Below are 22,817 nucleotides of genomic sequence, written 5' to 3' on the forward strand. Positions count from 1 at the left end.
CTCCCCTTTTCGGTCGTCGTTCTCCGACCACCGTAAGCACGCCTGCGCCGTCGCGCGCCGTGGAGAGGGCAGGGTGGAGGAATGACGGCGGACTGGACACAGGCGGTACGGCAGCGACTGGCGCCCGGCAGACTGCTGCCGCTCGGCGGCAGCAGGGACGGCGCGTGGATGACGGAGCGGGCGGCCGTCTCGGTGCTGGGCGAGGCGGCGGCGGCCGAGGTGCCGGGGGCCCGGCTGGGCACGTTGCGGATCGGTCCGGGCGATCCTCGGGAGGTGCGCGAGCCGGTCGTACCGGCCCCGCCGAGCGCGCTGTGGCCGGGGCCGCTGCGGGTGACGGCGGACTTCGCGGCGGTCGGCGACCGGCCGCTGCCGGTGACGGCGGACCGGCTGCGGGCGGCGCTGACGACGGCGGCGGACCGGCTGGGGCTGACGGTGACGGAGGTGGACCTGCGGGTGACGGACCTGCTGGAGCCGCCCGTCGCACCGGCCCCGCCCGCCCCGGCGCAGCGCCCCCCGGACGCCGAGCGGACCACCGACCCGGACGAGGCGCTGGTGGCCGCGGCCGTGCTCACGGTGACCGGCGTGACCCGGCTGACGGCGGCCTTCGGCGACCGCGGCCACGCGGTACGGGTCGAGCGGCGCGAGTCGGACGCGGCGCTCCCGCACCGGCACGTGTACGTGGAACTGGCCACGGACTCCGGCCACCGGGCCACGGAGGTGGCCCAGCGGGTGCGGGCGGCGGTGCGGGAGACGCTGGAGGACCGCCCGACGGTGGCGGTCCTGGTGACCGGCGTGGAGTGAGCGCGAGACCCTCGGGGGCGGTGCGCTCAGTCCCCGATGCCCGCGAGGTCCCGCAGGCGGCGGGCCTGGGCGGCGCGCTCGGCGACGACCTGCTCGTCGAAGGAGCGGCCGACGGCACCGCGCAGCAGCGCCTTGGTCTCCACCACGGCATCGCGCGGCGCGGCCAGCACCGCGGCGGCCAGGTCGTGCGCGGCACCGTCGAGTTCGGCGGCGGACACGGCGACGCTGGCCAGGCCGGAGACGACCGCCTCCTCGGCGTGCACGAAGCGGCCGGTGACACAGATCTCCAGCGCGCGGGCGTAGCCGACGAGGCCGACCAGCGGGTGGGTGCCGGTGAGGTCGGGGACCAGACCGAGGCTGGTCTCGCGCATGGCGAACTGCACGTCGTCGGCGACGACGCGCAGGTCACAGGCGAGGGCCAGCTGGAACCCGGCGCCGATGGCGTGTCCCTGCACGGCGGCGATGGACACGATGTCGTTGCGCCGCCACCAGGTGAACGCCTCCTGGTACGCGGCGATGGCGGAGTCGACCCCGGCGTCGTCACGGCGTGCGAGATCGATGAAGGTCGGCTCGCCCTCGATCCCCTCCGGGGTGAACATCTGCCGGTCCAGCCCGGCGGAGAAGGACTTGCCCTCGCCGCGCAGCACGACGACCCGGACGGAGCCCGGCAACGCCCGGCCCGCCTCGGCCAGTGCCCGCCACAGAGCGGGGCTCTGCGCGTTGCGCTTGGCCGGGTTGGTCAGGGTCACCGTGGCGAGCGCGTCGTCGACGGTGAGCCGTACCCCGTCCTTGTCGAGAACAGGAGTGAGGTCCTGGTCGGGCGAAGCCATGGGGCGCCTCCGATGGGTGCGGTCATCGCGCGGGGCCGTACGGCACCGCGAAGTGACTGCACAGTAACCACCCGGACGATCACAGGACCGACCGGGTGGCCACCATCAAAGCCGATGGACCGCCCGGAGTCAGGACGACGCGGCCTTCTTGCCCCGCGTCGCACCGCCACGCCCACGGAGCGTGACGCCCGACTCGCTGAGCATCCGGTGCACAAAGCCATACGAGCGACCGGTCTCCTCGGCCAGCGCCCGGATGCTCGCACCGGAGTCGTACTTTTTCTTCAGGTCTGCCGCGAGCTTGTCGCGCGCGGCGCCGGTTACCCGGCTGCCCTTCTTCAGAGTCTCGGCCACCCGTGCCTCCTCGTGGGAAGTGCGCTCTGGTCTTCTCATGATCACCCCTTCTCGGCGGGTTGGCCACCCATTCGGCAAGGTCCGTGAGACGAGGTTGTGACGACAGGAGCGGGTCCCCACATACGGAATCGCTGATTCCGAAGCTGCGCGCGCGTACCGCCGAACGGGTGGAATCGGGAAGTCCCAGGTCAGAGACGTAGAACGGCCGGTCCCCCGGTACCACTCGGGTACAGGGGGACCGGCCGCGAAATCCGTGTAGGACACACCTCGGTATGAGGAGATCTCACTCAGATGGTGGATCACCGCTGGGCCGAATGATCCGGTCGGGGTGGATCACCCGGCCTCCGGGCGCGCCGAGGAGGGTTCTACAGGGGGCCTACGAGGTCAGGCGAGGGCCACCAGATCGGCGTACCCGGCGCCCCACAGGTCCTCCACGCCGTCCGGGAGCAGGATGATCCGCTCCGGCTGGAGCGCCTCCACGGCGCCCTCGTCGTGGGTGACCAGGACGACCGCGCCCTTGTAGGTGCGCAGGGCGCCGAGGATCTCCTCGCGGCTGGCGGGGTCGAGGTTGTTGGTGGGCTCGTCCAGCAGCAGCACGTTGGCCGAGGAGACGACCAGGGTGGCCAGCGCGAGGCGGGTCTTCTCGCCGCCGGAGAGGACCCCGGCGGGCTTGTCCACGTCGTCGCCGGAGAAGAGGAACGAGCCGAGCGTCTTGCGGACCTCGACCAGGTCCAGGTCCGGCGCGGCCGAGCGCATGTTCTCCAGGACCGTGCGCTCGGGGTCCAGGGTCTCGTGCTCCTGGGCGTAGTAGCCGAGCTTGAGGCCGTGGCCGGGGACGACCGAGCCGGTGTCGGGCTGCTCCGCGCCGCCGAGGAGGCGCAGCAGGGTGGTCTTGCCCGCGCCGTTGAGGCCGAGGATGACGACGCGCGAGCCCTTGTCGATGGCCAGGTCGACGTCGGTGAAGATCTCCAGCGAGCCGTACGACTTCGACAGGCCCTCCGCCATCAGCGGGGTCTTGCCGCAGGGGGCGGGCTCGGGGAAGCGGAGCTTGGCGACCTTGTCGGACTGGCGGACCGCCTCCAGGCCGGAGAGCAGCTTGTCGGCGCGCTTGGCCATGTTCTGCGCGGCGACCGTCTTGGTGGCCTTGGCGCGCATCTTGTCGGCCTGCGTGTGCAGGGCGGCGGCCTTCTTCTCGGCGTTCTGCCGCTCGCGCTTGCGGCGCTTCTCGTCGGCCTCGCGCTGCTGCTGGTAGAGCTTCCAGCCCATGTTGTAGACGTCGATCTGGGCGCGGTTGGCGTCCAGGTAGAACACCTTGTTGACGACCGTCTCGACCAGGTCGACGTCGTGGGAGATCACGATGAAGCCGCCGCGGTAGGTCTTGAGGTAGTCCCGCAGCCAGACGATCGAGTCGGCGTCGAGGTGGTTGGTCGGCTCGTCGAGCAGCAGGGTGTCGGCGTCCGAGAACAGGATGCGGGCCAGCTCGATACGGCGGCGCTGACCACCGGAGAGGGTGTGCAGCGGCTGGCCGAGCGCGCGGTCGGGCAGGTTGAGGGCGGCGGCGATGGTCGCGGCCTCGGCCTCGGCGGAGTACCCGCCCTTGGTGAGGAACTCGGTCTCCTGGCGCTCGTACTGGCGCAGGGCCTTCTCGCGGGTGGCGCCGGAGCCGTTGGCGATGCGCTGCTCGTTCTCGCGCATCTTGCGGATCAGGACGTCGAGGCCGCGGGCGGAGAGGATGCGGTCGCGGCCGAGAACGTCGAGGTCGCCGGTGCGGGGGTCCTGCGGCAGGTAGCCGACCTCGCCGGAGCGGGTGATGGTGCCGCCGGCGGGGACGCCGTCACCGGCGAGGCACTTGGTGAGGGTGGTCTTGCCTGCGCCGTTGCGGCCGACGAGGCCGATGCGGTCGCCCTTGGCGACCCGGAAGGTGGCGTTCTCGATGAGGACGCGCGCACCGGCGCGCAGCTCGATACCGGAGGCGGAGATCACGGACATACTCCTGGGCGTACGTGGTTGACGGATGGGCGGCTGTCGAGGGCGTTCCCGCCGTCTAATGCGCGAGGAGAATGGCCATGGGGCCCAGTCTAACGGGGGCGGGCAAGCCCTTTTCCTGCCTCGGGTGGCGGGGTGCGGGGCGTCTCGGGGTAGGAATGCCGCCAGGACCGCGGGACGGGCGTGGCGCCATGGACGGAGAGTGACGGGCTGTGCAGTTCGACGACGACGCGAATCTGGACACCTCCGAGGTGCGGGACGTGCGCGGGAGCCGGGTGCCGGGCGGCCGGGCGACGATCGGCGGCGGTGTCGTCGGGCTGGTCGGGCTGCTGCTGGCGCTGTTCCTGGGCGTCGGCCCGGACCAGCTCGGGCTCTCCTCGGGCGGTGACGAGGCGGCGTCCCAGCCCTCGTCGCTGGGCGAGGTGCAGCAGGAGTGCCGGACCGGCCGGGACGCGAACACCCGGGAGGACTGCCGGGCGGTCGCGGTGGTCAACAGTGTGCAGGACTACTGGTCGGGCGAGTTCCGGCAGCGGGGGGAGCGGTACACCCCGGCGCAGACGTACTTCTTCAGCGGGCAGATCCGTACGGCCTGCGGGGCGGCGACGGCCGCCGTGGGGCCGTTCTACTGCCCCGGTGACCAGCGGGTCTATCTGGACCTGAGCTTCTTCGACGAGCTGCGCACGAAGTTCGGGGCGAGCGGCGGCCCGTTCGCGCAGGCGTACGTCATCGCGCACGAGTACGGCCATCATGTGCAGGACCTGATGGGCACGCTGGGCCGCAGCCAGGACGGGCTGACCGGCGAGAACAGCAACTCGGTGCGGGTCGAACTGCAGGCGGACTGCTACGCCGGGGTGTGGGCGCACCACGCGACGACGACGCCGGACGAGTCGACGGGACGGCCGCTGATCACCAGCCTGACCCCGGCGGACATCAAGGACGGGCTGAACGCGGCGGCCGCGGTGGGCGACGACCGTATCCAGGAGGAGTTCCAGGGGAAGGTCACCCCGGAGACCTGGACGCACGGTTCCTCGCTGCAGCGCCAGCAGTGGTTCGACCAGGGGTACCGGACGGGCGATCCGGACCGGTGCAATACGTTCGGCTGAGGCTTCGGCCGAGGCGTTGTCAGTGGTCGCTGCCAGACTGAGGGGACGAAGCGGGACGGAACCGTTCACGAGGGAGTGACCGGCATGGCGGACACGAGTGGGCGCCCGAGTGTGTACCCGACGCTGCTGTACGCGGACGCGCGGGCGGCCATCGCCCAGCTGACGGGGGCGCTGGGCTTCACCGAGCTGGCGGTGTACGAGTCGGAGGACGGCACGGTGCTGCACGCCGAGCTGACCCAGGGGAACGGGGCGGTGATGCTGGGGTCCAAGGGGCGGGGCGGCATGTTCGACGAGACGATGCGCGGCGCGGGCCCGGCGGGGACGTACGTGGTCCTGGGTGACGCGGCCGACGTGGACGCCCATCACCGGCGTGCGGTGGAGCACGGCGTGGAGATCCTGATGCCCCCGACGGACCAGGACTACGGCTCGCGGGACTACATGGCGCGGGACGCCGAGGGCAACGTCTGGAGCTTCGGGACGTACGCCCCCGCGTTGACTCCCTGAGCGGCGGGGGCGCTGCGGCGGGCCGCGCTCAGCCTCCGGTGTGCACCTGGAAGGCGGCGCGGCGTACGGCCTTGGCGAGGGCGGGGTCGGGGTGGGCGGCGGCGAGCGCCACCAGGACCTGCACGGTGCGCGGGTGGCCGACGGCGCGGACCTCCTCCAGCAGGGCGGGGACGGTGGGCTGGACCGCCGCCTCCAGGTGCCGGACGAGCATGTCGGTCTCGCCGTGGTCGGCGACGGCGGCGGCGGTGTCGACCCAGAGCCAGGTGGCTTCCTCGCGGGTGAGGACCTCGTGGGCGTCCTCCGGGTCGACGCCGTCGTACTCGGCGAGCCACAGCAGGGCGTAGGGGCGCAGCGCCGGTTCGGCGACGACGGCGCGTACGTCGTGCTCGGCGGGGGCGCCGACCACGCGGAGCGCCTCGAAGGCGAGGCCGCGCAGCAGGGCGTCGTCGCCGCGGGCGGCGGCCAGCAGCTGGCCGACGGCGCCGCCGACCGTGCGGGCGGCGAGCCAGGCGCGGTATTCGGCGCGGGCGGCGTTGGGGCGGAGCTGGGCGCAGCCGCGGAGCATGTCCTCGGCGGACTGCTCGATGTTCCCGGCGGGGCTCTGCGCGGCGACGCAGATCTGCTCCAGCTTGACCCAGACCGCCCAGCTGCCGAGGGGGGTGAGGGTGGCGTGGCCGTCGCCGTGGGTGAGGGCGCCGACGGCGGCGAGCGCTTCGACGGCCCAGTCGAGGAGGGGGGCGAGGGGGACGTCCGGGGCGGGGGCGGTGAGGACGGGGGCCTCGACGGCGCCGGGGGCGTAGGTGATCTCGCAGCGTTCGGTGCGCAGTTCGGTGACCCGCTGCTGGAGCAGGTCGAGCAGCTGCTCGGCGGGGACGGGCCCGGCGGAGAGCTGGAGGAAGGAGAGGACCTGGGGCATCGCCGAGACGACCTCGGCGACGGTGGCCGCCTCGTGGCCGTGCGGTTCGGGGCAGGCCAGCGACCAGGCGTCGAAGAGGGCGACCCAGCCGCGCAGTACGGCGCTGTCGTCGCGGTCCCAGGCGCGCAGCCGCCAGCCGGGGCGGGCGCTGTCGCCGTGCACCTCGACCAGGCCGGAGAGGCGGGCGGTGTCCCAGTCGGCGCGGATCTGCGCGGTGGTGAGGCCGAGGTCGGCGGCGGCGCGGTCGGCGGTCGCCTCGGAGAGGGTGGCCTTGCCGTCGGCGGTGGCGGCGTCGCTGCCGGGCCCGAGGGCGCGGTCGGCCCAGCGGGCCACGCGGACCGCCCCGGCGAGGACGGTCCGGGCGAGTCTCGCCAGTTCGGCGGGGGCCGGTGTGCCCTCGGGCGGCCGGGGCGCGGCGCGGCGCACGCGCCGCTGGTTCACAGCTCTGGGGGCGGCGGCCAGGGGTCGCGGTCGGACGAGTCGAAGCCTGGAGTCGCGCGGGATACGGGACGTCACGGGTGCAGTCTTCCGGTTGACGGTCCGAAAACCCAAACGGGATGTCACAGCGGGCAACACAGAGGGCCAAGGCAGCTGCCTCGCGGCGCGTCGGCCAGGGTCCCGGCGGGCGCGTCCCGTTCGGCCGAAACCCGCCGGGGAACCGGGGCTTCCGGCTTGGGTCCGCACGTCCGGAGGGCTACAGCAGCGGGGTCAGGAAGCGGCGGAGCAGGTCCTCGTAGGCCGTGGGGTCCGCGTTCCACATGGCGCCGTGGGGGGCCTTGGGGACGGGGTGGAGGGAGATGAGGCCGGGCTGGCGGGCGGCCAGGCGGCGGGAGTCCGCCCAGGGGGCGATCGTGTCGTCCGGGCCGTGGATGATCAGGGTGGGGACCTCGAGGGGTTCCACGCCCGCGGCCTGGCGGGCGGTGCGCATCCCGGCGCGGCCCTGGGCGGCGCGTACCGCCAGCGGCAGCAGGGGGCCGGGGACGTGGCGGGCGTGGGCCAGGGCGCGGAGGGTGGCCTCCCAGCCGAGGACGGGCGAGTCGAGGATCAGCCCGGCGACGCGGTCCCGTACGGAGGAGCGTTCGGCGGCGTGCAGGGCCATCGTGGCGCCGGTGGACCAGCCGAGGAGGACGACCCGGCGGGCGCCGTAGCGGACGGCGTAGCGGATCGCGGCGTCCACGTCCCGCCACTCGGTCTCGCCGAGGTGGCTGAGGCCGTCCGGGGAGCGCGGTGCGCCGAGGTCGCCCCGGTAGGCGAGGGCGAGCACGGGCAGCCCGAGGGCGTGGAGTATCCCCATGACGTTGAGGGTCTGCTCGCGGGTGGTGCCCAGACCGTGCACGGCGATCACCCAGGTGTCCCGGGGTCCCGGCACGAACCAGGCGGGGAGCGGGCCGAGTTCGCCGGGGATGTCGATGTCGGCGTACTCGAGGCCGAGGGCGGAGCCGGGGTCACCCACGTAGGCGTTGGGGGTGAGCCAGGCGGAGTCGCCGGGGGTGAGGGTCCCGTGGGTGAGGCGTTCGAGGGCGCGGACGACCGTGTCGGCGCTCTGCTCGGCCCCTTCCAGCACCGGTCCGACGACGGCGTGCGAGCCGTGGCCCGCGAGGCCGTAGACGCCGGGGCGGCGGGAGGCGAGGCCGCGGGTGAGGGTGATCCGGCCGCCCTCCACGCCGTGCACGGTGAGCCGGGGTTCGGTGGGCAGCGGGCGGCCGGGCGGCAGCTTCAGCGCGGCACCGCTGGCCAGTCTGCCGACGGCCACGGACGCGGCGCCCGCGGCCAGCACGGCACCGATCGCGGCGGCGACTACGTGGACTTTGCGCACCCGTCCAGTGTCGGGGGCGGGGCCGGTACCGGCCAGTGGAGCACCCCGCTCAGCGCTGCCCGTACCCCCGCAGCCGCTCCCCCGCCTCGGTCAGCTCCGCCTCCGTCAGCAGGGCCGGGGTCAGGCCCGGCACCGAGGACGCCGTGAGCCAGACGCGGCACATCCACTCCAGCTGGGCGGTGCGGTCGTAGGCGCGGTCCAGGGTGTCCCCGTAGGTGAGCGTGCCGTGGTTGCGCAGGAGGCAGCCGGAGCGGTCCTCGAGGGCGCGCAGCATGTGGGCGGCGAGTTCGGGGGTGCCGTAGGCGGCGTAGGGGGCGACCCGTACGGGGCCGCCGAGGGCGCAGGTCATGTAGTGGATCGCGGGCAGCTCGGTGACGAGGGTGGAGACGGCGGTGGCGTGCACGGCGTGGGTGTGGACGACCGCGCGGGCTTCGGTGGTGCGGTACACCGCGAGGTGCATGGGGAGTTCGCTGGTCGGCACCAGGGACCCGAGCACCTGGCGGCCGGAGAGGTCGACGCCGGTGATGTCGGCGGGGGTGAGCCGGTCGTAGGGCACGCCCGAGGGGGTGACCAGCACGGTGTCGCCCACCCGGGCGGAGACGTTGCCCGAGGTGCCGACGACCAGTCCGTCGGTGACGGTGCGCCGGGCGGTGGCCACCAGCTCCGCCCAGGTCCGCGCCTCGTCGCCGTCCGCGTGCCGCCGCTGTTCCGCCATGCGGCGATCCTGCCAGCCGGGGGCCGAGGGCGTGCCCGCTTCCACCCCCTTCACGCGCCTCCGAACGAGCGAAACCGATCAGAAACGCCAGGAATAGTCACACTTCTGCTGGTCCTCCGGCTTTCACTGATCCCTCTTGCCCGCTGGACCACGTTTCGCCGGGGGACCGCATGGCCCGTGACCGCTTCTCGACCCGTCGCCGCGCGGGCGTCCTCGCCGCGGCCCTCTCGGCCCTCACCCTCACCGGGGCCCTGACCGCCGCCCACGCCCCGCTCGCCGCCGAGCCCCACCCGCGCGGGACCCAGCCGCGGGGGCACGACGTGTCCTCCCACCAGAAGCGCGTCGACTGGTGGTCGGCCCGCGCCGAGGGCGCCCGGTTCGTGTACGTGAAGGCGACCGAGTCCACGACCTACCGCAACCCCTACTTCACCGGCCAGTACAACGGCGCGCGCCGGGCCGGACTGATCCGGGGCGCCTATCACTTCGCCCTGCCGAACCGTTCCTCCGGCGCCGCGCAGGCCGCGTACTTCGTCCGGCACGGCGGCGGCTGGCGGGCCGACGGGGTGACGCTGCCGCCCGCGCTCGACATCGAGTACAACCCGTACGACAAGCACCACAAGTGCTACGGGCTGAGCCGGAAGCGGATGGTGCGCTGGATCAGGTCCTTCAGCGACGAGGTCCGCCGGGAGACCGGGCGCCGTCCGGTCCTCTACACCACCGCCCACTGGTGGGCCGCCTGCACCGGCGACAGCCGCGCCTTCTCCGACGACCACGCCCTGTGGATCGCCAGCCATGGTTCGTCCGGCCCCGGCAGACTGCCCGGCGGCTGGCGGTACTGGACGTTCTGGCAGCACGGCACCAAGGGACGACTGCCGGGTGACCAGGATCTCTTCGGCGGCTCCGCGACCCGGCTGCGAGCCTTCGCGCGCGGGCGCTGAACGGCCCCCGGAGAGCGGCCGGACGGCCCCCGGAATCCGGCGTCCCGCTTCCGGCACCAAGGCGCCCGTCCCAGTTCACCTTCCGTTCATCCAGGTTCCCTACGTTCATGCTGCCAACGACCTCGAACGATTGCCTGGGTAAATGGAAAGCTTCTCGCTGATCCTCGCGATAGTGGTGATAACCGCACTCGCGTTCGATTTCACGAACGGTTTCCACGACACCGCCAACGCGATGGCCACCACCATCTCGACCGGCGCTCTCAAGCCCAAGGTCGCGGTGGCCATGTCCGCCGCGCTCAACCTGGTGGGCGCTTTCCTCTCGGTGGAGGTCGCCAACACGATCTCCAAGGGTCTCGTCGACGAGACCGGCATCCGTCCCGAGGTCATCTTCGCGGCCCTGACCGGCGCGATCCTCTGGAACCTGCTGACCTGGCTGGTGGGCCTGCCCTCGAGTTCCTCGCACGCCCTGATGGGCGGCCTCGTCGGTGCCACCGTCGCCTCGGCGGGCTTCGGCGCCGTCCACGGCGACATGCTGGTCACCAAGGTGCTGCTCCCCGCGGTCGCCGCGCCGATCGTGGCGGGTCTCGCCACGATGCTCGCCACCCGCCTCTCCTACCGCATCGGCGGCCAGGGCGACGGCGAGGCCACCCGCAAGGGCTACCGCGCGGGCCAGATCGCCTCGGCCGGCCTGGTCTCCCTGGCGCACGGCACCAACGACGCGCAGAAGACCATGGGCATCATCACCCTCGCGCTGATCGCGGGCGGCGCCCTCTCCCCCGGCTCCAACCCTCCCACCTGGGTGATCCTCTCCGCCGGTCTGGCCATCGCGCTCGGCACCTACATCGGCGGCTGGCGCATCATCCGCACCATGGGCAAGGGTCTGACCGACCTGGAGCCCCGTCAGGGCTTCGCCGCGCAGACCAGCGCCGCGACCGCCATCCTGGCCTCCTCGCACCTCGGTTTCTCCCTCTCCACCACCCATGTCGTCTCCGGCTCGGTGATGGGCGCGGGCCTCGGCCGCAAGGGCGGTGTGGTCCGCTGGTCCACCGCCACCCGGATGTTCGTCGCCTGGGCGCTGACCCTGCCCGCCGCCGCACTGGTCGGCGCGGGCGCCGAGGCCGTAACCGGCCTGGGCGACTGGGGCACCGGGCTCGTCGCGCTCTTCCTGATCGGCTCCAGCTTCGCCATCTGGAAGATCTCCCGCCGCGAGGTCATCGACCACACCCACGTCACCGCCGAGGAGTACACCGAGCCCGCCGGTGTGGTGACCACCGCGATGGCCATGGTCACGCCGCCCCCCGTGGGCATCGTCGCGGACGACCTGACGGCCACCATCCCGGCCGCCACCGCCGAGTCCCGCACGACCGAGCACACCCCCGCCACCACCGCGCCGTCCGCCCGGGTCTGACCACCCGGCAACTGGAGGAACATCCCCATGAAGATCGACTGGGCGGCCCTCGGCTCCGTCTTCGGCGTCAGCCTCGTGGTCACGGTGGCCCTGGTGAGCCTGTTCACCCTGGGCGTCAGCGGCTTGGCCCGCCGCGAGCGCGCCGCCGCCACGGGCGGCTCGGCCCCGCTCGCGGTGACCGGCGCCTACGCCTGCTTCGCCGCCTGCGCGGCGGCGGTGGCCTACGGCTTCTACCTGATCGTCGCCTAGCACCCGCGTCCCGGTGAGGCCCCCGCACGGCATGTGCCGCGCGGGGGCCTTCCGCTGTTCCCACCGGTGCCGGTGTGGGGCTCCACACACTCTTCTCCCGCAGGTCACAGGCAGGTTGACGGCCCTTCCGGGCACGTGGTGGACTTCGCGGGCCATGTACGGCGACAGCAGAGGAAGCCGGTGCGAATCCGGCGCGGTCCCGCCACTGTCACCGGGGAGAAGTCCCCGGGAGCCAGGAACTCTCGTCGCCGGTCTCGTCGAACCAGGGCGTGGACACCCTGAGTGAGGACTACCGTGATGCCCGGCCGTCGCCCGAGAACCCGCACCAGGAACACCGGCACGCCCACGGCGAGCTAGCCGATGGGCGCCGATCGCTCGTACGCGTACGGTGCCGCCGCCGGACTCCTCGGTGATCTCCTCCTGGGCGATCCCCACCGCATGCACCCCGTCGCCGCCTTCGGGCGGGCCGCCGGGCGCGTGGAGCGCGCGCTGTGGCACGACCACCGCGGCTGGGGCACGCTGCACACCCTGGTGTGCGCCGGAGGCGCCACCGCGCTCGGAGCCGTGGCCGCACGCGCCGTACGCCCCTCCTTCACCGGCTCCGCCGCGCTGACGGCCGCCGCCACCTGGGCCGTCGTCGGCGGTACGTCGCTCGCCCGCGAGGCGTCCACCGTCGGCCGCGCCCTGGAGCGCGGCGACCTGACGGCCGCGCGGGCCCGGCTGCCGCATCTGTGCGGCCGCGACCCGCAGGCGCTGGACGCCGACGCGATCGCGCGCGCCGTCGTGGAGTCGGTCGCGGAGAACACCTCCGACGCCGTGGTGGGCGCCCTGGTGTGGGGCGCGCTCGCCGGAGTGCCGGGGCTGCTCGGCTTCCGGGCCGTGAACACGCTGGACGCGATGGTCGGGCACAAGTCGCCCCGGCTGCGCCGCTTCGGCTGGGCCTCCGCCCGGCTGGACGACGTGGCGGGCTGGCCGGGCGCCCGGCTGACCGCCGTACTGGCCGTGCTCGCCGGGGACGACCCGCGCGGGGCGGTACGGGCCTGGCGGGCGGACGCGCATCGGCATCCGAGCCCCAACGCGGGCCCGGTGGAAGCCTCGTTCGCGGGCGCGCTCGGCGTCCGGCTGGGCGGCACCCTCTCCTACGGCGGCCGGGTCGAGCACCGGCCGGTACTCAACGGCACCGGGCGGCCGGTGCAGGTCGCCGACATCGGGCGGGCCGTACGGCTCTCCCGCCGGGTCGGCATGCTCGCGCTCGGCGTCACCGTCGCCGCGCGCCTCATCGGAAGGGGGCGGGGCAGGTGAGCGGTGGTCTGCTGGTCGCGGGGACGACGTCCGACGCGGGCAAGAGCGTCGTGACGGCCGGGATCTGCCGGTGGCTGGTCCGGCAGGGCGTCAAGGTGGCGCCGTTCAAGGGGCAGAACATGTCCCTCAACTCCTTCGTGACCCGGGAGGGCGCGGAGATCGGGCGGGCGCAGGCCATGCAGGCGCAGGCGTGCCGCACCGAGCCGACCGCGCTGATGAATCCCGTACTGCTCAAGCCCGGTGGCGAGCGCAGCAGCCAAGTGGTGCTGCTGGGCAGGCCGGTGGGCGAGCTGAGTGCGCGCGGCTATCACGGCGGGCGTCAACAGGCTTTGCTGGGAACGGTGTTGGAGTGCTTGGAGGAGTTGCGGGGCACGTATGACGCGGTGATCTGTGAGGGCGCGGGTTCGCCCGCCGAGATCAACCTTCGGCGCACCGACATCGTCAACATGGGCGTCGCGCGGGGCGCCGGGCTGCCCGTGCTCGTCGTCGGCGACATCGACCGGGGCGGGGTGTTCGCCTCCTTCTTCGGCACCGTCGCCCTGCTCTCCCCCGAGGACCAGGCGCTGATCGCCGGGTTCCTGGTCAACAAGTTCCGCGGCGATGTCTCGCTGCTGGAACCGGGCCTGGACATGCTGCGCGGCCTCACCGGACGGCACACCTACGGGGTGCTGCCGTTCCGGCACGGGCTCGGCATCGACGAGGAGGACGGACTCAGGGTCTCCCTGCGCGGGACCGTACGGGAGTCGGCCGTCGCTCCCCCGCACGGCGAGGACGTGCTGCGGGTCGCCGTGTGCGCCGTCCCGCTGATGTCCAACTTCACCGACGTGGACGCCCTCGCCGCCGAACCCGGCGTGGTCGTCCGCTTCGTGGACCGGCCCGAGGAACTGGCCGACGCCGACCTCGTGGTGGTGCCGGGCACGCGCGGCACCGTACGGGCGCTCGAGTGGCTGCGCGAGCGGGGCCTCGCGGACGCGTTGGTGCGCCGGGCCGCCGAGGGGCGTCCGGTGCTCGGGATCTGCGGCGGCTTCCAGCTGCTCGGCAAGCACATCGAGGACGACGTCGAGTCACGCGCCGGAAGCGTGCCGGGGCTCGGACTGCTCCCGGTGCGGGTGCGGTTCCACCCCGAGAAGACCCTCGCCCGGCCCGTCGGGGAAGCCCTCGGTGAGCCCGTCGAGGGGTACGAGATCCATCACGGGGTCGCCGAGGTGCTGGGCGGGGACGCCTTCCTGGACGGCTGCCGCACCGGCCAGGTCTGGGGCACCCACTGGCACGGCTCGCTGGAGTCGGACGGCTTCCGGCGCGCCTTCCTGCGCGAGGTCGCCGCCGCCTCCGGGCGCCGCTTCGTCCCGGCCCCCGACACGTCCTTCGCCGCGCTGCGCGAGGAGCAGCTCGACCTGCTCGGCGACCTGATCGAACACCACGCGGACACGGACGCGCTCTGGCGGCTCATCGAGTCGGGCGCGCCCGCAGGACTGCCCTTCATTCCACCGGGAGCGCCCGCATGACCACAGTGTTGTTGCTGTCGACCGCCGACACGGATCTGCTGGCCGCCCGCGCCAGCGGCGCCGACTACCGGATCGGCAACCCGTCCCGCGTCGACGCGGCCGCCGACCTGCCCGCCCTCCTGGACGGCGCGGACCTCGCGGTCGTCCGGCTGCTGGGCGGCAAGCGGGCCTGGGAGGACGGGCTCGCCGCGCTGAAGGCGTCCGGGGTGCCGACGGTGCTACTGGGCGGCGAGAGCGTGCCGGACGCCGAGCTGATGGCCGAGTCGACCGCCCCGGCCGGGGTCGTCGCGGAGGCGCTGCGCTATCTGGTCGAGGGCGGCCCGGCGAACCTGCTGGAGCTGTCCCGGTTCCTCTCCGACACCGTCCTGCTGACCGGCGAGGGCTTCGAAGAGCCGCACCGGATGCCGGAGTTCGGGCTCCACGGCACCTACGAGCAGCGGCCCGGCCGACCCACCGTGGGCGTGCTCTTCTACCGGGCCCATGAACTCAGCGGCAACACCGCCTTCGTGGACACCCTCTGCGCGGCCATCGAGGAACGCGGCGCCAACGCCCTTCCGGTGTACTGCGGTTCGCTGCGCGACGCGGACGCCGGGCTGTACGAGCTGCTGGGCCGGGCCGACGCCCTGGTCGCCACCGTCCTCGCGGCCGGTGGTGCGCACGCCTCGGCAGCCTCGGCGGGCGGCGACGAGGAGGCGTGGGACATCGGCGCCCTCGCGGACCTGAACGTGCCCGTACTGCAGGGCCTTTGTCTCACCTCCACGCGGGCCGCCTGGGACGCCTCGGACGCGGCCCTGTCCCCCATGGACGCCGCGATGCAGGTCGCCATCCCGGAGTTCGACGGCCGCCTCATCACCGTGCCCTTCTCCTTCAAGGAGCCTGGCCCGGACGAGGTCCCGGTCTACGTCGCCGACCCCGAGCGCGCGGCACGGGTCGCCGGGATCGCCGTACGGCACGCGGTACTTCGGCACAAGCCGAACGCGGAGAAGCGGATCGCGCTGGTCTTCACCGCCTACCCGACCAAGCACTCCCGCGTCGGCAACGCCGTCGGCCTGGACACCCCCGCCTCGGCGGTCCGGGTGCTGGACGCGCTGCGCGGCGCCGGGTACGGGGTGAGCGAATACCCGTCCGAGGGCGACGAGTTGATCCACCGGCTGATCGCGGCAGGCGGTCACGACGTGGAGTGGCTGACCGAGGAGCAGCTCGCCGCCGCGCCCGCCCGGGTGCCGCTCGCGGACTACCGGGCCTGGTTCGACACCCTCGACCCCGAGCTGCGGGACGCCATGCTGGAGGCGTGGGGCGAGCCGCCGGGCAACCTGTACGTGGACGGCGACGACATCGTGCTCGCCTCGCTCCAGTTCGGGAACGTCGTCGTGATGATCCAGCCGCCGCGCGGCTTCGGCGAGAACCCCATCGCCATCTACCACGACCCCGACATGCCGCCCTCGCACCACTACCTGGCCGCCTACCGCTGGCTGGAGAACAGCTTCGGCGCCGACGCGGTCGTCCACATGGGCAAGCACGGCACGATGGAGTGGCTGCCGGGCAAGGGCCTCGGCCTCTCGCGTGGCTGCGCCCCCGACGCCGTCCTCGGTGAACTCCCGCTGATCTACCCGTTCATCGTCAACGACCCCGGCGAGGGCACCCAGGCCAAGCGACGCGGGCACGCCACGGTCGTCGACCACCTGGTGCCGCCGATGGCCCGCGCCGACACCTACGGCGACCTCGCCAAGCTGGAACAGCTGCTGGACGAGTACGCGCTCGTCTCCGACCTGGACCCGACCAAGGCCCCGGCCGTACGCGCCCAGATCTGGACCCTGGTCAAGGCCGCCGAGCTGCACCACGACCTGCATGTGGACGAGCAGCCGGAGGACGACGACTTCGACTCGTTCGTCATGCACATCGACGGCTATCTCTGCGAGATCAAGGACGTGCAGATCCGCGACGGACTGCACATCCTGGGCGGCGGCCCCGAGGGCGAGGCCCGCGTCAACCTCGTCCTCGCCGTGCTGCGCGCCTCCCAGGTGTGGGGCGGCCAGGCCAACGCCCTGCCGGGGCTGCGGGCCGCGCTGGCCGAGCATTTCGGGCTGGTTGAGAAGGAGTTGCTGGCCGAGCCGGGCGCCCCGGTGAAGGTGCCGGTGGAGCTGACCGACCTGGCCGAGGGCCCGGCACGCACCGGCGCCGACGCGATCGACCTGCTGGAGAAGCTGTGCCGGGGCATCGCCGAGAGCATGGAGGCGCGGGACTGGGACCGGGCGGCCGTACCGGCGGTACTGGACGAGGTACTCGGCTTCGAACTGGCGGACGCCACAGCGGTGTTGGAGTTCGCCTGCACGGAGGTCGTGCCCCGGCTCGCCCGGACCACCGACGAGATCGGGCACATCCTCCACGCGCTGAACGGCGGTTACGTCCCGGCGGGGCCCTCCGGGTCGCCCACGCGGGGTCTGGTCAACGTGCTGCCGACCGGGCGCAACTTCTACTCCGTCGACCCCAAGGCGATCCCGTCCCGACTGAGTTGGGAGGTCGGGCAGTCGCTCGCGGACTCGCTGGTGCAGCGGTATCTCGCCGACACCGGGGAGTACCCGAAGTCGGTGGGCCTCACCGTGTGGGGCACCTCCGCCATGCGCACCCAGGGCGACGACATCGCGGAGATCCTCGCGCTGCTGGGCTGCCGCCCGGTGTGGGACGACGCCTCGCGGCGGGTCACCGGCTTCGAGATCGTGCCGCTCGCCGAGCTGGGGCGCCCGCGCATCGACGTCACCGTCCGGATCTCCGGCTTCTTTCGGGACGCGTTCCCGCACGTGGTCGGCCTGATCGACGACGCGGTGCGCGCGGTGGCCGAGCTGGACGAGCCCGGCGAGTCCAACTACGTCCGCGCCCACGTCGAGGAGGACACCGCCGAGCACGGCGACCGCCGCCGCGCCACGGCCCGCGTCTTCGGCTCCAAGCCGGGCGCCTACGGCGCGGGCCTGCTCCCCCTGATCGACGCCCGCAACTGGCGCTCCGACGCGGACCTCGCCGAGGTGTACGCGGTCTGGGGCGGCTACGCCTACGGGCGCGGGCTCGACGGGCGCGCGGCGCGGGGGGACATGGAGACGGCGTTCAAGCGGATCGCGGTGGCGGCGAAGAACGTCGACACCAGGGAGCATGACATCGCGGACGCCGACGACTACTTCCAGTATCACGGAGGCATGGTGGCGATGGTCCGCCACCTGACCGGCACCAGCCCCGAGGCGTACGTGGGCGACTCGGCCGTCCCCGACCAGGTCAAGACCCGCACCCTCGGCGAGGAGACCCACCGCGTCTTCCGCGCCCGCGTGGTCAACCCCCGCTGGATGAGCGCGATGAGAAGGCACGGCTACAAGGGCGCCTTCGAGATGGCGGCGACCGTGGACTACCTCTTCGGGTACGACGCCACGGCGGGCGTGGTGGACGACTGGATGTACGAGAAGTTGTCGGCCGAGTACGTCTTCGACCCGGAGAACCAGGACTTCATGAAGAAGTCCAACCCGTGGGCCCTGCGCGGCATCACCGAGCGCCTGCTGGAGGCGGCGGACCGGGGGCTGTGGGCGGAGCCGGACCAGGAGACCTTGGAGCGGCTCCGGGCGACGTATCTGGAACTCGAGGGAGAGCTGGAGGGAGACGAGTGAGCACGCGATTCCCGTTCACCGCGGTGGTCGGGCAGCAGGATCTGCAACTGGCCCTGCTGCTCAACGCCGTCGCGCCGAACATCGGCGGGGTGCTCGTGCGGGGCGAGAAGGGCACCGCCAAGAGCACCGCCGTGCGGGCGCTGGCGGCGCTGCTGCCCGAGGTCGAGGTGGTCGCCGGATGCCGGTTCTCCTGTGACCCGGCCTCGCCCGACCCGACCTGCCCGGACGGGCCGCACACGGTGGCGGCGGCCGAGGCGCGGGACGCGCGGATGGTCGAGCTGCCGGTCGGCGCGTCCGAGGACCGGCTGGTCGGCGCCCTCGACATCGAGCGGGCGCTCGCGGAGGGGGTCAAGGCGTTCGAACCCGGACTGCTGGCCGCCGCCAACCGGGGCATCCTCTACGTCGACGAAGTGAACCTGCTGCACGACCACTTGGTGGACGTGCTGCTGGACGCGGCGGCAATGGGCGCCTCGTACGTCGAGCGCGAGGGGGTCTCCGTACGGCATGCCGCGCGGTTCCTGCTCGTCGGGACGATGAACCCCGAAGAGGGCGAGCTGCGGCCGCAGTTGCTCGACCGGTTCGGGCTGACGGTCGAGGTCGCGGCCTCGCGGGAGCCGGATCAGCGGGTGGAGGTCGTGCGGCGCAGGCTGGCGTACGACGACGATCCGGCCGGGTTCGCGGCGCGCTGGGCGGACGAGGAGAGCGCGGTACGGCAACGCATCGTCGCGGCACGGGAGTTGCTGCCCAAGGTGCGGCTGGGCGACGGGGCGCTGAAGCAGATCGCGGCGACCTGCGCGGCGTTCGAGGTGGACGGTATGCGCGCCGACATCGTGATGGCGCGTACCGCGACCGCGCTGGCCGCGTGGGACGGGCGGAGCGATGTGCTCGCCGAGGACGTGCGGCAGGCCGCGCTGCTGGCGCTGCCGCACCGACGGCGGCGCAACCCCTTCGACGCGCCGGGGCTGGACGAGGACAAGCTCGACCAGACGCTGGAGGAGTCGGCCGGGGACGACGACGATCCCGACCCCGGCCCGGACGGGCCTGGTGGGGGCGGGCAGCCGTCGCCCGAGGAGGGTCCGCAAGGCGGGGACGCCGGTGCGCAGCCCGAGGCCGGGGAGGGCGGGGAGCCGCAGCCGTCCGCCGGGGGTGCGGGTGAGCAGGCGCCCGCGCGGGCCGCGGAGCCGTTCCGCACCAAGGCGTTGACCGTGCCCGGTGTCGGGGCGGGTGCGGCCGGGCGGCGTTCGCGGGCGCGGACCGAGCGCGGGCGGACCACCGGCGCGCTGCGGCCGCGCGGGGCGCTGACCAAGCTGCATCTGGCGGCCACCGTACGGGCCGCGGCTCCGCATCAGCGGGCGCGGGGCCGGTCGGGGCCGGGGCTGGTGCTGCGCCGGGACGATCTGCGGCAGGCGGCGCGGGAGGGGCGCGAGGGGAACCTCGTGCTGTTCGTGGTGGACGCCTCCGGTTCGATGGCCGCGCGGCAGCGGATGAGCGCGGTGAAGGGTGCCGTGCTGTCGCTGCTGCTCGACGCCTACCAGCGGCGGGACAAGGTCGGTCTGGTGACCTTCCGGGGTACGGCCGCCGAGGTGGCGCTGCCGCCGACCTCGTCGGTGGACGCGGCGGCGGCTCGGCTGGAGTCGCTGCCGACGGGCGGCCGTACGCCGCTGGCGGCGGGGCTGCTGAAGGCGCACGACGTGCTGCGGGTGGAGCGGCTGCGGGACCCGTCCCGGCGGGCGCTGCTGGTGGTGGTGACGGACGGCCGGGCGACCGGTGGTCCGGAGCCGGTGGCGCTGGCGGGGCGGGCGGCGCGGCTGTTCGGCGCGGAGTCGGTGGCCTCGGTGGTCGTGGACTGCGAGTCGGGGCCGGTACGGCTGGGGCTCGCGGGGCGGCTCGCGGAGGAGCTGGGGGGTACGGCGGTGACGCTGGACGAGCTGCGGGCGGACGCCATCGCCGGGCTGGTCAGGGATGTGCGGGGGACGACTTCGAGGAGGGCCGCGTAGTGCCGCAGGGACAGCCGAGTGTGGTGCCGGACGACGGGTTGACGACACGGCAGCGGCGCAATCGTCCGCTGGTGGTCGTGCACACCGGGATCGGGAAGGGCAAGTCGACGGCCGCGTTCGGGCTGGCGCTGCGGGCCTGGAACCAGGGGTGGCCGATCGGGGTGTTCCAGTTCGTCAAGTCGGCGAAGTGGAAGGTCGGCGAGGAGAACGCGCTGCGGGTGCTCGGTGCCTCCGGCGAGGGCGGGTCCGTCGACTGGCACAAGATGGGCGAGGGCTGGTCCTGGGTGCAGCGGGACGCCCAGCTCGACAACGAGGAGAAGGCGCGGGAGGGGTGGGCGCAGGTCAAGCGGGACCTGGCCGCCGAGACGTACCGGCTCTACGTGCTGGACGAGTTCGCCTACCCGATGCACTGGGGGTGGGTGGACACGGAGGAGGTCGTCTCGGTGCTGCGGGCCCGGCCGGGGAATCAGCATGTGGTGATCACCGGGCGCAACGCGCCAGCTCCGCTGGTGGAGTTCGCGGATCTGGTGACCGACATGTCCAAGGTGAAGCACCCCATGGACGCCGGGCAGAAGGGGCAGAGGGGCATCGAGTGGTGATGTCCGTTCCCCGGCTGGTCATCGCCGCGCCCTCGTCGGGCAGCGGGAAGACCACCGTCGCCACGGGGCTGATGGCCGCGTTCGCCGCGCGGGGGCTTGCCGTGTCTCCGCACAAGGTGGGGCCGGACTACATCGATCCCGGGTATCACGCGCTGGCCACCGGGCGGGTGGGGCGGAATCTCGACGCGTACCTGTGCGGGACCGAGCTGGTCGCTCCGCTGTTCGCGCATGGGGCTCGGGGGTGCGATCTCGCTGTCGTCGAGGGGGTGATGGGGCTGTACGACGGGGCCGCGGGGCAGGGGGAGCTGGCGTCCACGGCACAGGTCGCCAAGTTGCTGCGGGCGCTGGTGGTGTTGGTCGTGGACGCGTCGTCGCAGTCTCGGTCGGTGGCTGCCTTGGTGCATGGGTTCGCGTCCTGGGACACCGGGGTGCGGATCGGGGGTGTGATCCTCAACAAGGTGGGGTCGTCTCGGCATGAGGCGCTGCTGCGGGAGGCTCTTGATGAGGCGGGGGTGCCTGTGCTTGGCGCGCTGCGGCGGGCCTCGCGGGTGGCTACGCCGTCTCGGCATCTGGGGTTGGTGCCTGTCGCTGAGCGGGGCGCTGACGCTGTGGCTGCGGTGGCGGCGATGGGGGCGCAGGTTGCTGCCGGGTGTGATCTGGATGCGCTGATGGCGCTGGCGCGTGGTGCGGGGGCGTTGTCGGGTGGCGGGTGGTCTGCGGCTGAGGCTCTTTCTTTGCCCACCCACGACCGCCCGTCTCGGTTGGCTGAGAGGCCGGGCGACGACAACGACGCTGTACGTCAACGGCCCGTCGTTGCCCTCGCCGGTGGGCCCGCGTTCAGCTTCTCCTATGCCGAGCACGCCGAGTTGCTCGATGCCGCCGGGGCCGACGTCGTCACCTTTGACCCTCTGCGGGACGAGCGGTTGCCCGAGGGGACTCGGGGGCTCGTCGTTGGTGGGGGGTTCCCCGAGGTCTACGCGAGTGAGCTGGGGGCCAATGACGCGCTGCGCAAGGAGATCGCGGAGCTGGCCCTCAGCGGGGCGCCCGTGGCCGCTGAGTGTGCCGGGTTGCTCTACCTGTGCCGGGAACTCGACGGGACTCCCATGTGCGGGGTGCTGGACGCGGACGCGCGGATGGGCGAGCGGCTGACGCTCGGGTACCGGGATGCCGTGGCCGTCGGGGACAGCGTGCTGGCGGTGGCCGGGACGCGGATGCGGGGGCACGAGTTTCATCGGACCGTCGTGGAGCCGGGGGCCGGGGAGGCGCCCGCGTGGGGGGTCGTGGCGCCCGCTCGGCGGGTGGAGGGGTTCGTGCAAGGGGGCGTGCACGCGAGTTATCTGCATACCCACTGGGCGTCGGAGCCCGGTGTGGCCCGGAGGTTCACGGAGAGGTGCCGGACGTCATGAGCAGCAGGCTGGTCGGGGTCGGAGTGGGTCCCGGGGACCCGGAACTGGTGACCGTGAAGGGCGTCAACGCGCTGCGGGCCGCCGATGTGGTCGTCGTACCGGTGATGGACACCATGGAGCGGGGCCGGGCCGAGGCGACGGTGCTGCACCATGTGTCCGGCGAGAAGATCGTCCGGGTGGTGTTCGCGCTGAACGAGCGGACGGACCGGGCGCGCCGGGAGGCCGCGTGGGACGCGGCGGGCGCGCGGGTCGCCGAACTGCTGCGGGAGCACGCGTACGTGGCGTTCGCGACCATCGGCGATCCCAACGTGTACTCGACCTTCACCTACCTCGCGCAGACGCTGAAGGAGCTGGTGCCGGGGCTGGTCGTGGAGACGGTGCCCGGTATCACCGCGATGCAGGATCTGGCGGCGAGGTCGGGCGCGGTGCTGACCGAGGGCACCGAGCCGTTGACGCTGGTGCCGGTGACGGCGGGCGCGCAGGCGCTGAAGGAGGCGCTGGCGGGTCCGGGGACCGTGGTGGCGTACAAGTTCGGGCGGCGCGCGGCCGAGGTGGCCGAGGCGCTGCGGGAGGCCGGGCGGCTTCAGGACGCGGTGTGGGGGTCGGCGCTGGGGCTGCCGGAGGAGTCGGTGCGGCCCGCCGCCGAGCTGGACGGGGACGCGCTGCCGTATCTGTCGACGCTCATAGCGCCGCCCCGGCGCGAGGGCGGCCGGGGCGGGAAGCTGTGACGGGGTCGATCGCGGG

General features: G+C 73.3%; 19 protein-coding genes and 1 riboswitch. Of the genes, 13 read left to right on the top strand and 6 right to left on the bottom strand.

The features are described 5' to 3' along the window. Positions 1-81 precede the first annotated feature (81 nt). Positions 82-801, top strand: a complete 720-nt coding sequence (locus ACI2LY_RS14015) for a nucleopolyhedrovirus P10 family protein (RefSeq protein ID WP_404707372.1) — start codon at positions 82-84, stop codon at positions 799-801. 26 nt (positions 802-827) lie between these two features. On the opposite strand, the gene ACI2LY_RS14020 is transcribed toward ACI2LY_RS14015, so the two are convergent. The 3 genes from ACI2LY_RS14020 to abc-f form a co-directional block, all read right to left on the bottom strand. After that, positions 828-1,631: an enoyl-CoA hydratase/isomerase family protein gene (locus tag ACI2LY_RS14020; protein WP_404707373.1), complete on the bottom strand. Its 804-nt coding sequence runs from the start codon at positions 1,629-1,631 to the stop codon at positions 828-830. Positions 1,632-1,760: 129 nt separating this feature from the next. After that, a complete protein-coding gene (locus tag ACI2LY_RS14025) occupies positions 1,761-1,982 on the bottom strand; it encodes a helix-turn-helix domain-containing protein (RefSeq protein ID WP_004002281.1) in 222 nt (73 codons plus the stop codon). A gap of 384 nt (positions 1,983-2,366) precedes the next feature. Next, complete coding sequence (gene abc-f / locus ACI2LY_RS14030; RefSeq protein WP_388994392.1) at positions 2,367-3,965, bottom strand: ribosomal protection-like ABC-F family protein; 1,599 nt, start codon at positions 3,963-3,965, stop codon at positions 2,367-2,369. A gap of 215 nt (positions 3,966-4,180) precedes the next feature. Here abc-f and ACI2LY_RS14035 point away from each other — a divergent pair, with 215 nt between their 5' ends. Then, complete coding sequence (locus tag ACI2LY_RS14035; protein WP_404707374.1) at positions 4,181-5,071, top strand: neutral zinc metallopeptidase; 891 nt, start codon at positions 4,181-4,183, stop codon at positions 5,069-5,071. A gap of 84 nt (positions 5,072-5,155) precedes the next feature. Further along, positions 5,156-5,575 carry a VOC family protein gene (locus ACI2LY_RS14040; protein WP_404707375.1) on the top strand — a complete coding sequence of 140 codons (420 nt, stop codon included), beginning with the start codon at positions 5,156-5,158 and terminating at the stop codon, positions 5,573-5,575. A gap of 28 nt (positions 5,576-5,603) precedes the next feature. Here ACI2LY_RS14040 and ACI2LY_RS14045 read toward each other — a convergent pair whose 3' ends face one another. From ACI2LY_RS14045 to ACI2LY_RS14055, 3 genes are all read right to left on the bottom strand, one after another. Next, the gene (locus ACI2LY_RS14045) at positions 5,604-7,007 is read right to left on the bottom strand and encodes a hypothetical protein (protein WP_404707376.1); all 1,404 of its coding nucleotides are present in this window, start codon (positions 7,005-7,007) and stop codon (positions 5,604-5,606) included. Positions 7,008-7,185: 178 nt separating this feature from the next. Then, positions 7,186-8,307: an alpha/beta hydrolase gene (locus tag ACI2LY_RS14050; RefSeq protein ID WP_404707377.1), complete on the bottom strand. Its 1,122-nt coding sequence runs from the start codon at positions 8,305-8,307 to the stop codon at positions 7,186-7,188. Between the two features lie 49 nt (positions 8,308-8,356). Further along, complete coding sequence (locus ACI2LY_RS14055) at positions 8,357-9,022, bottom strand: class II aldolase/adducin family protein (RefSeq protein ID WP_404707378.1); 666 nt, start codon at positions 9,020-9,022, stop codon at positions 8,357-8,359. A 170-nt stretch (positions 9,023-9,192) separates the two neighbouring features. Between ACI2LY_RS14055 and ACI2LY_RS14060 the strand changes: the two genes are divergently transcribed. The 10 genes from ACI2LY_RS14060 to cobI all read left to right on the top strand — a co-directional run bounded on the left by ACI2LY_RS14060 (position 9,193) and on the right by cobI (position 22,801). Beyond that, on the top strand, positions 9,193-9,960 hold the full coding sequence (locus ACI2LY_RS14060; protein ID WP_404707379.1) for a lysozyme: 768 nt from the start codon (positions 9,193-9,195) through the stop codon (positions 9,958-9,960). Positions 9,961-10,102: 142 nt separating this feature from the next. Then, positions 10,103-11,368: an anion permease gene (locus tag ACI2LY_RS14065; RefSeq protein ID WP_404707380.1), complete on the top strand. Its 1,266-nt coding sequence runs from the start codon at positions 10,103-10,105 to the stop codon at positions 11,366-11,368. Positions 11,369-11,395: 27 nt separating this feature from the next. Further along, positions 11,396-11,617 (top strand): hypothetical protein, encoded by a 222-nt coding sequence (locus tag ACI2LY_RS14070; RefSeq protein ID WP_388991812.1) that lies wholly within the window; start codon positions 11,396-11,398, stop codon positions 11,615-11,617. A gap of 130 nt (positions 11,618-11,747) precedes the next feature. Continuing rightward, positions 11,748-11,880, top strand: a riboswitch (cobalamin riboswitch). Between the two features lie 97 nt (positions 11,881-11,977). After that, positions 11,978-12,919, top strand: a complete 942-nt coding sequence (locus ACI2LY_RS14075) for a cobalamin biosynthesis protein (protein ID WP_404707381.1) — start codon at positions 11,978-11,980, stop codon at positions 12,917-12,919. Further along, positions 12,916-14,424, top strand: a complete 1,509-nt coding sequence (locus tag ACI2LY_RS14080) for a cobyric acid synthase (protein WP_404707382.1) — start codon at positions 12,916-12,918, stop codon at positions 14,422-14,424. The genes ACI2LY_RS14075 and ACI2LY_RS14080 overlap by 4 nt, the downstream gene beginning before the upstream one ends. After that, positions 14,421-18,071 carry a cobaltochelatase subunit CobN gene (cobN, locus tag ACI2LY_RS14085; protein WP_404707383.1) on the top strand — a complete coding sequence of 1,217 codons (3,651 nt, stop codon included), beginning with the start codon at positions 14,421-14,423 and terminating at the stop codon, positions 18,069-18,071. The genes ACI2LY_RS14080 and cobN overlap by 4 nt, the downstream gene beginning before the upstream one ends. Next, the gene (locus tag ACI2LY_RS14090; protein WP_404707384.1) at positions 18,068-20,068 is read left to right on the top strand and encodes a putative cobaltochelatase; all 2,001 of its coding nucleotides are present in this window, start codon (positions 18,068-18,070) and stop codon (positions 20,066-20,068) included. The genes cobN and ACI2LY_RS14090 overlap by 4 nt, the downstream gene beginning before the upstream one ends. Next, on the top strand, positions 20,068-20,667 hold the full coding sequence (gene cobO, locus ACI2LY_RS14095) for a cob(I)yrinic acid a,c-diamide adenosyltransferase (protein WP_030815503.1): 600 nt from the start codon (positions 20,068-20,070) through the stop codon (positions 20,665-20,667). The genes ACI2LY_RS14090 and cobO overlap by 1 nt, the downstream gene beginning before the upstream one ends. Further along, a complete protein-coding gene (locus ACI2LY_RS14100) occupies positions 20,667-22,073 on the top strand; it encodes a cobyrinate a,c-diamide synthase (RefSeq protein WP_404708138.1) in 1,407 nt (468 codons plus the stop codon). The genes cobO and ACI2LY_RS14100 overlap by 1 nt, the downstream gene beginning before the upstream one ends. Beyond that, positions 22,070-22,801 (top strand): precorrin-2 C(20)-methyltransferase, encoded by a 732-nt coding sequence (cobI, locus tag ACI2LY_RS14105; RefSeq protein ID WP_404707385.1) that lies wholly within the window; start codon positions 22,070-22,072, stop codon positions 22,799-22,801. The genes ACI2LY_RS14100 and cobI overlap by 4 nt, the downstream gene beginning before the upstream one ends. Positions 22,802-22,817: the final 16 nt, after the last annotated feature.

This window comes from Streptomyces sp. NPDC002176 (genome assembly GCF_044903645.1).
Classification (GTDB): domain Bacteria; phylum Actinomycetota; class Actinomycetes; order Streptomycetales; family Streptomycetaceae; genus Streptomyces.

Coding starts and splice junctions, on each gene's coding strand:
- ACI2LY_RS14040 (WP_404707375.1), top strand. CDS start 5,156: ATGGCGGACACGAGTGGGCGCCCGAGTGTGTACCCGACGCTGCTGTAC.
- ACI2LY_RS14060 (WP_404707379.1), top strand. CDS start 9,193: ATGGCCCGTGACCGCTTCTCGACCCGTCGCCGCGCGGGCGTCCTCGCC.
- cobI (WP_404707385.1), top strand. CDS start 22,070: ATGAGCAGCAGGCTGGTCGGGGTCGGAGTGGGTCCCGGGGACCCGGAA.
- ACI2LY_RS14015 (WP_404707372.1), top strand. CDS start 82: ATGACGGCGGACTGGACACAGGCGGTACGGCAGCGACTGGCGCCCGGC.
- ACI2LY_RS14070 (WP_388991812.1), top strand. CDS start 11,396: ATGAAGATCGACTGGGCGGCCCTCGGCTCCGTCTTCGGCGTCAGCCTC.
- ACI2LY_RS14055 (WP_404707378.1), bottom strand. CDS start 9,022: ATGGCGGAACAGCGGCGGCACGCGGACGGCGACGAGGCGCGGACCTGG.
- cobN (WP_404707383.1), top strand. CDS start 14,421: ATGACCACAGTGTTGTTGCTGTCGACCGCCGACACGGATCTGCTGGCC.
- ACI2LY_RS14075 (WP_404707381.1), top strand. CDS start 11,978: ATGGGCGCCGATCGCTCGTACGCGTACGGTGCCGCCGCCGGACTCCTC.
- ACI2LY_RS14020 (WP_404707373.1), bottom strand. CDS start 1,631: ATGGCTTCGCCCGACCAGGACCTCACTCCTGTTCTCGACAAGGACGGG.
- ACI2LY_RS14065 (WP_404707380.1), top strand. CDS start 10,103: ATGGAAAGCTTCTCGCTGATCCTCGCGATAGTGGTGATAACCGCACTC.
- ACI2LY_RS14100 (WP_404708138.1), top strand. CDS start 20,667: ATGTCCGTTCCCCGGCTGGTCATCGCCGCGCCCTCGTCGGGCAGCGGG.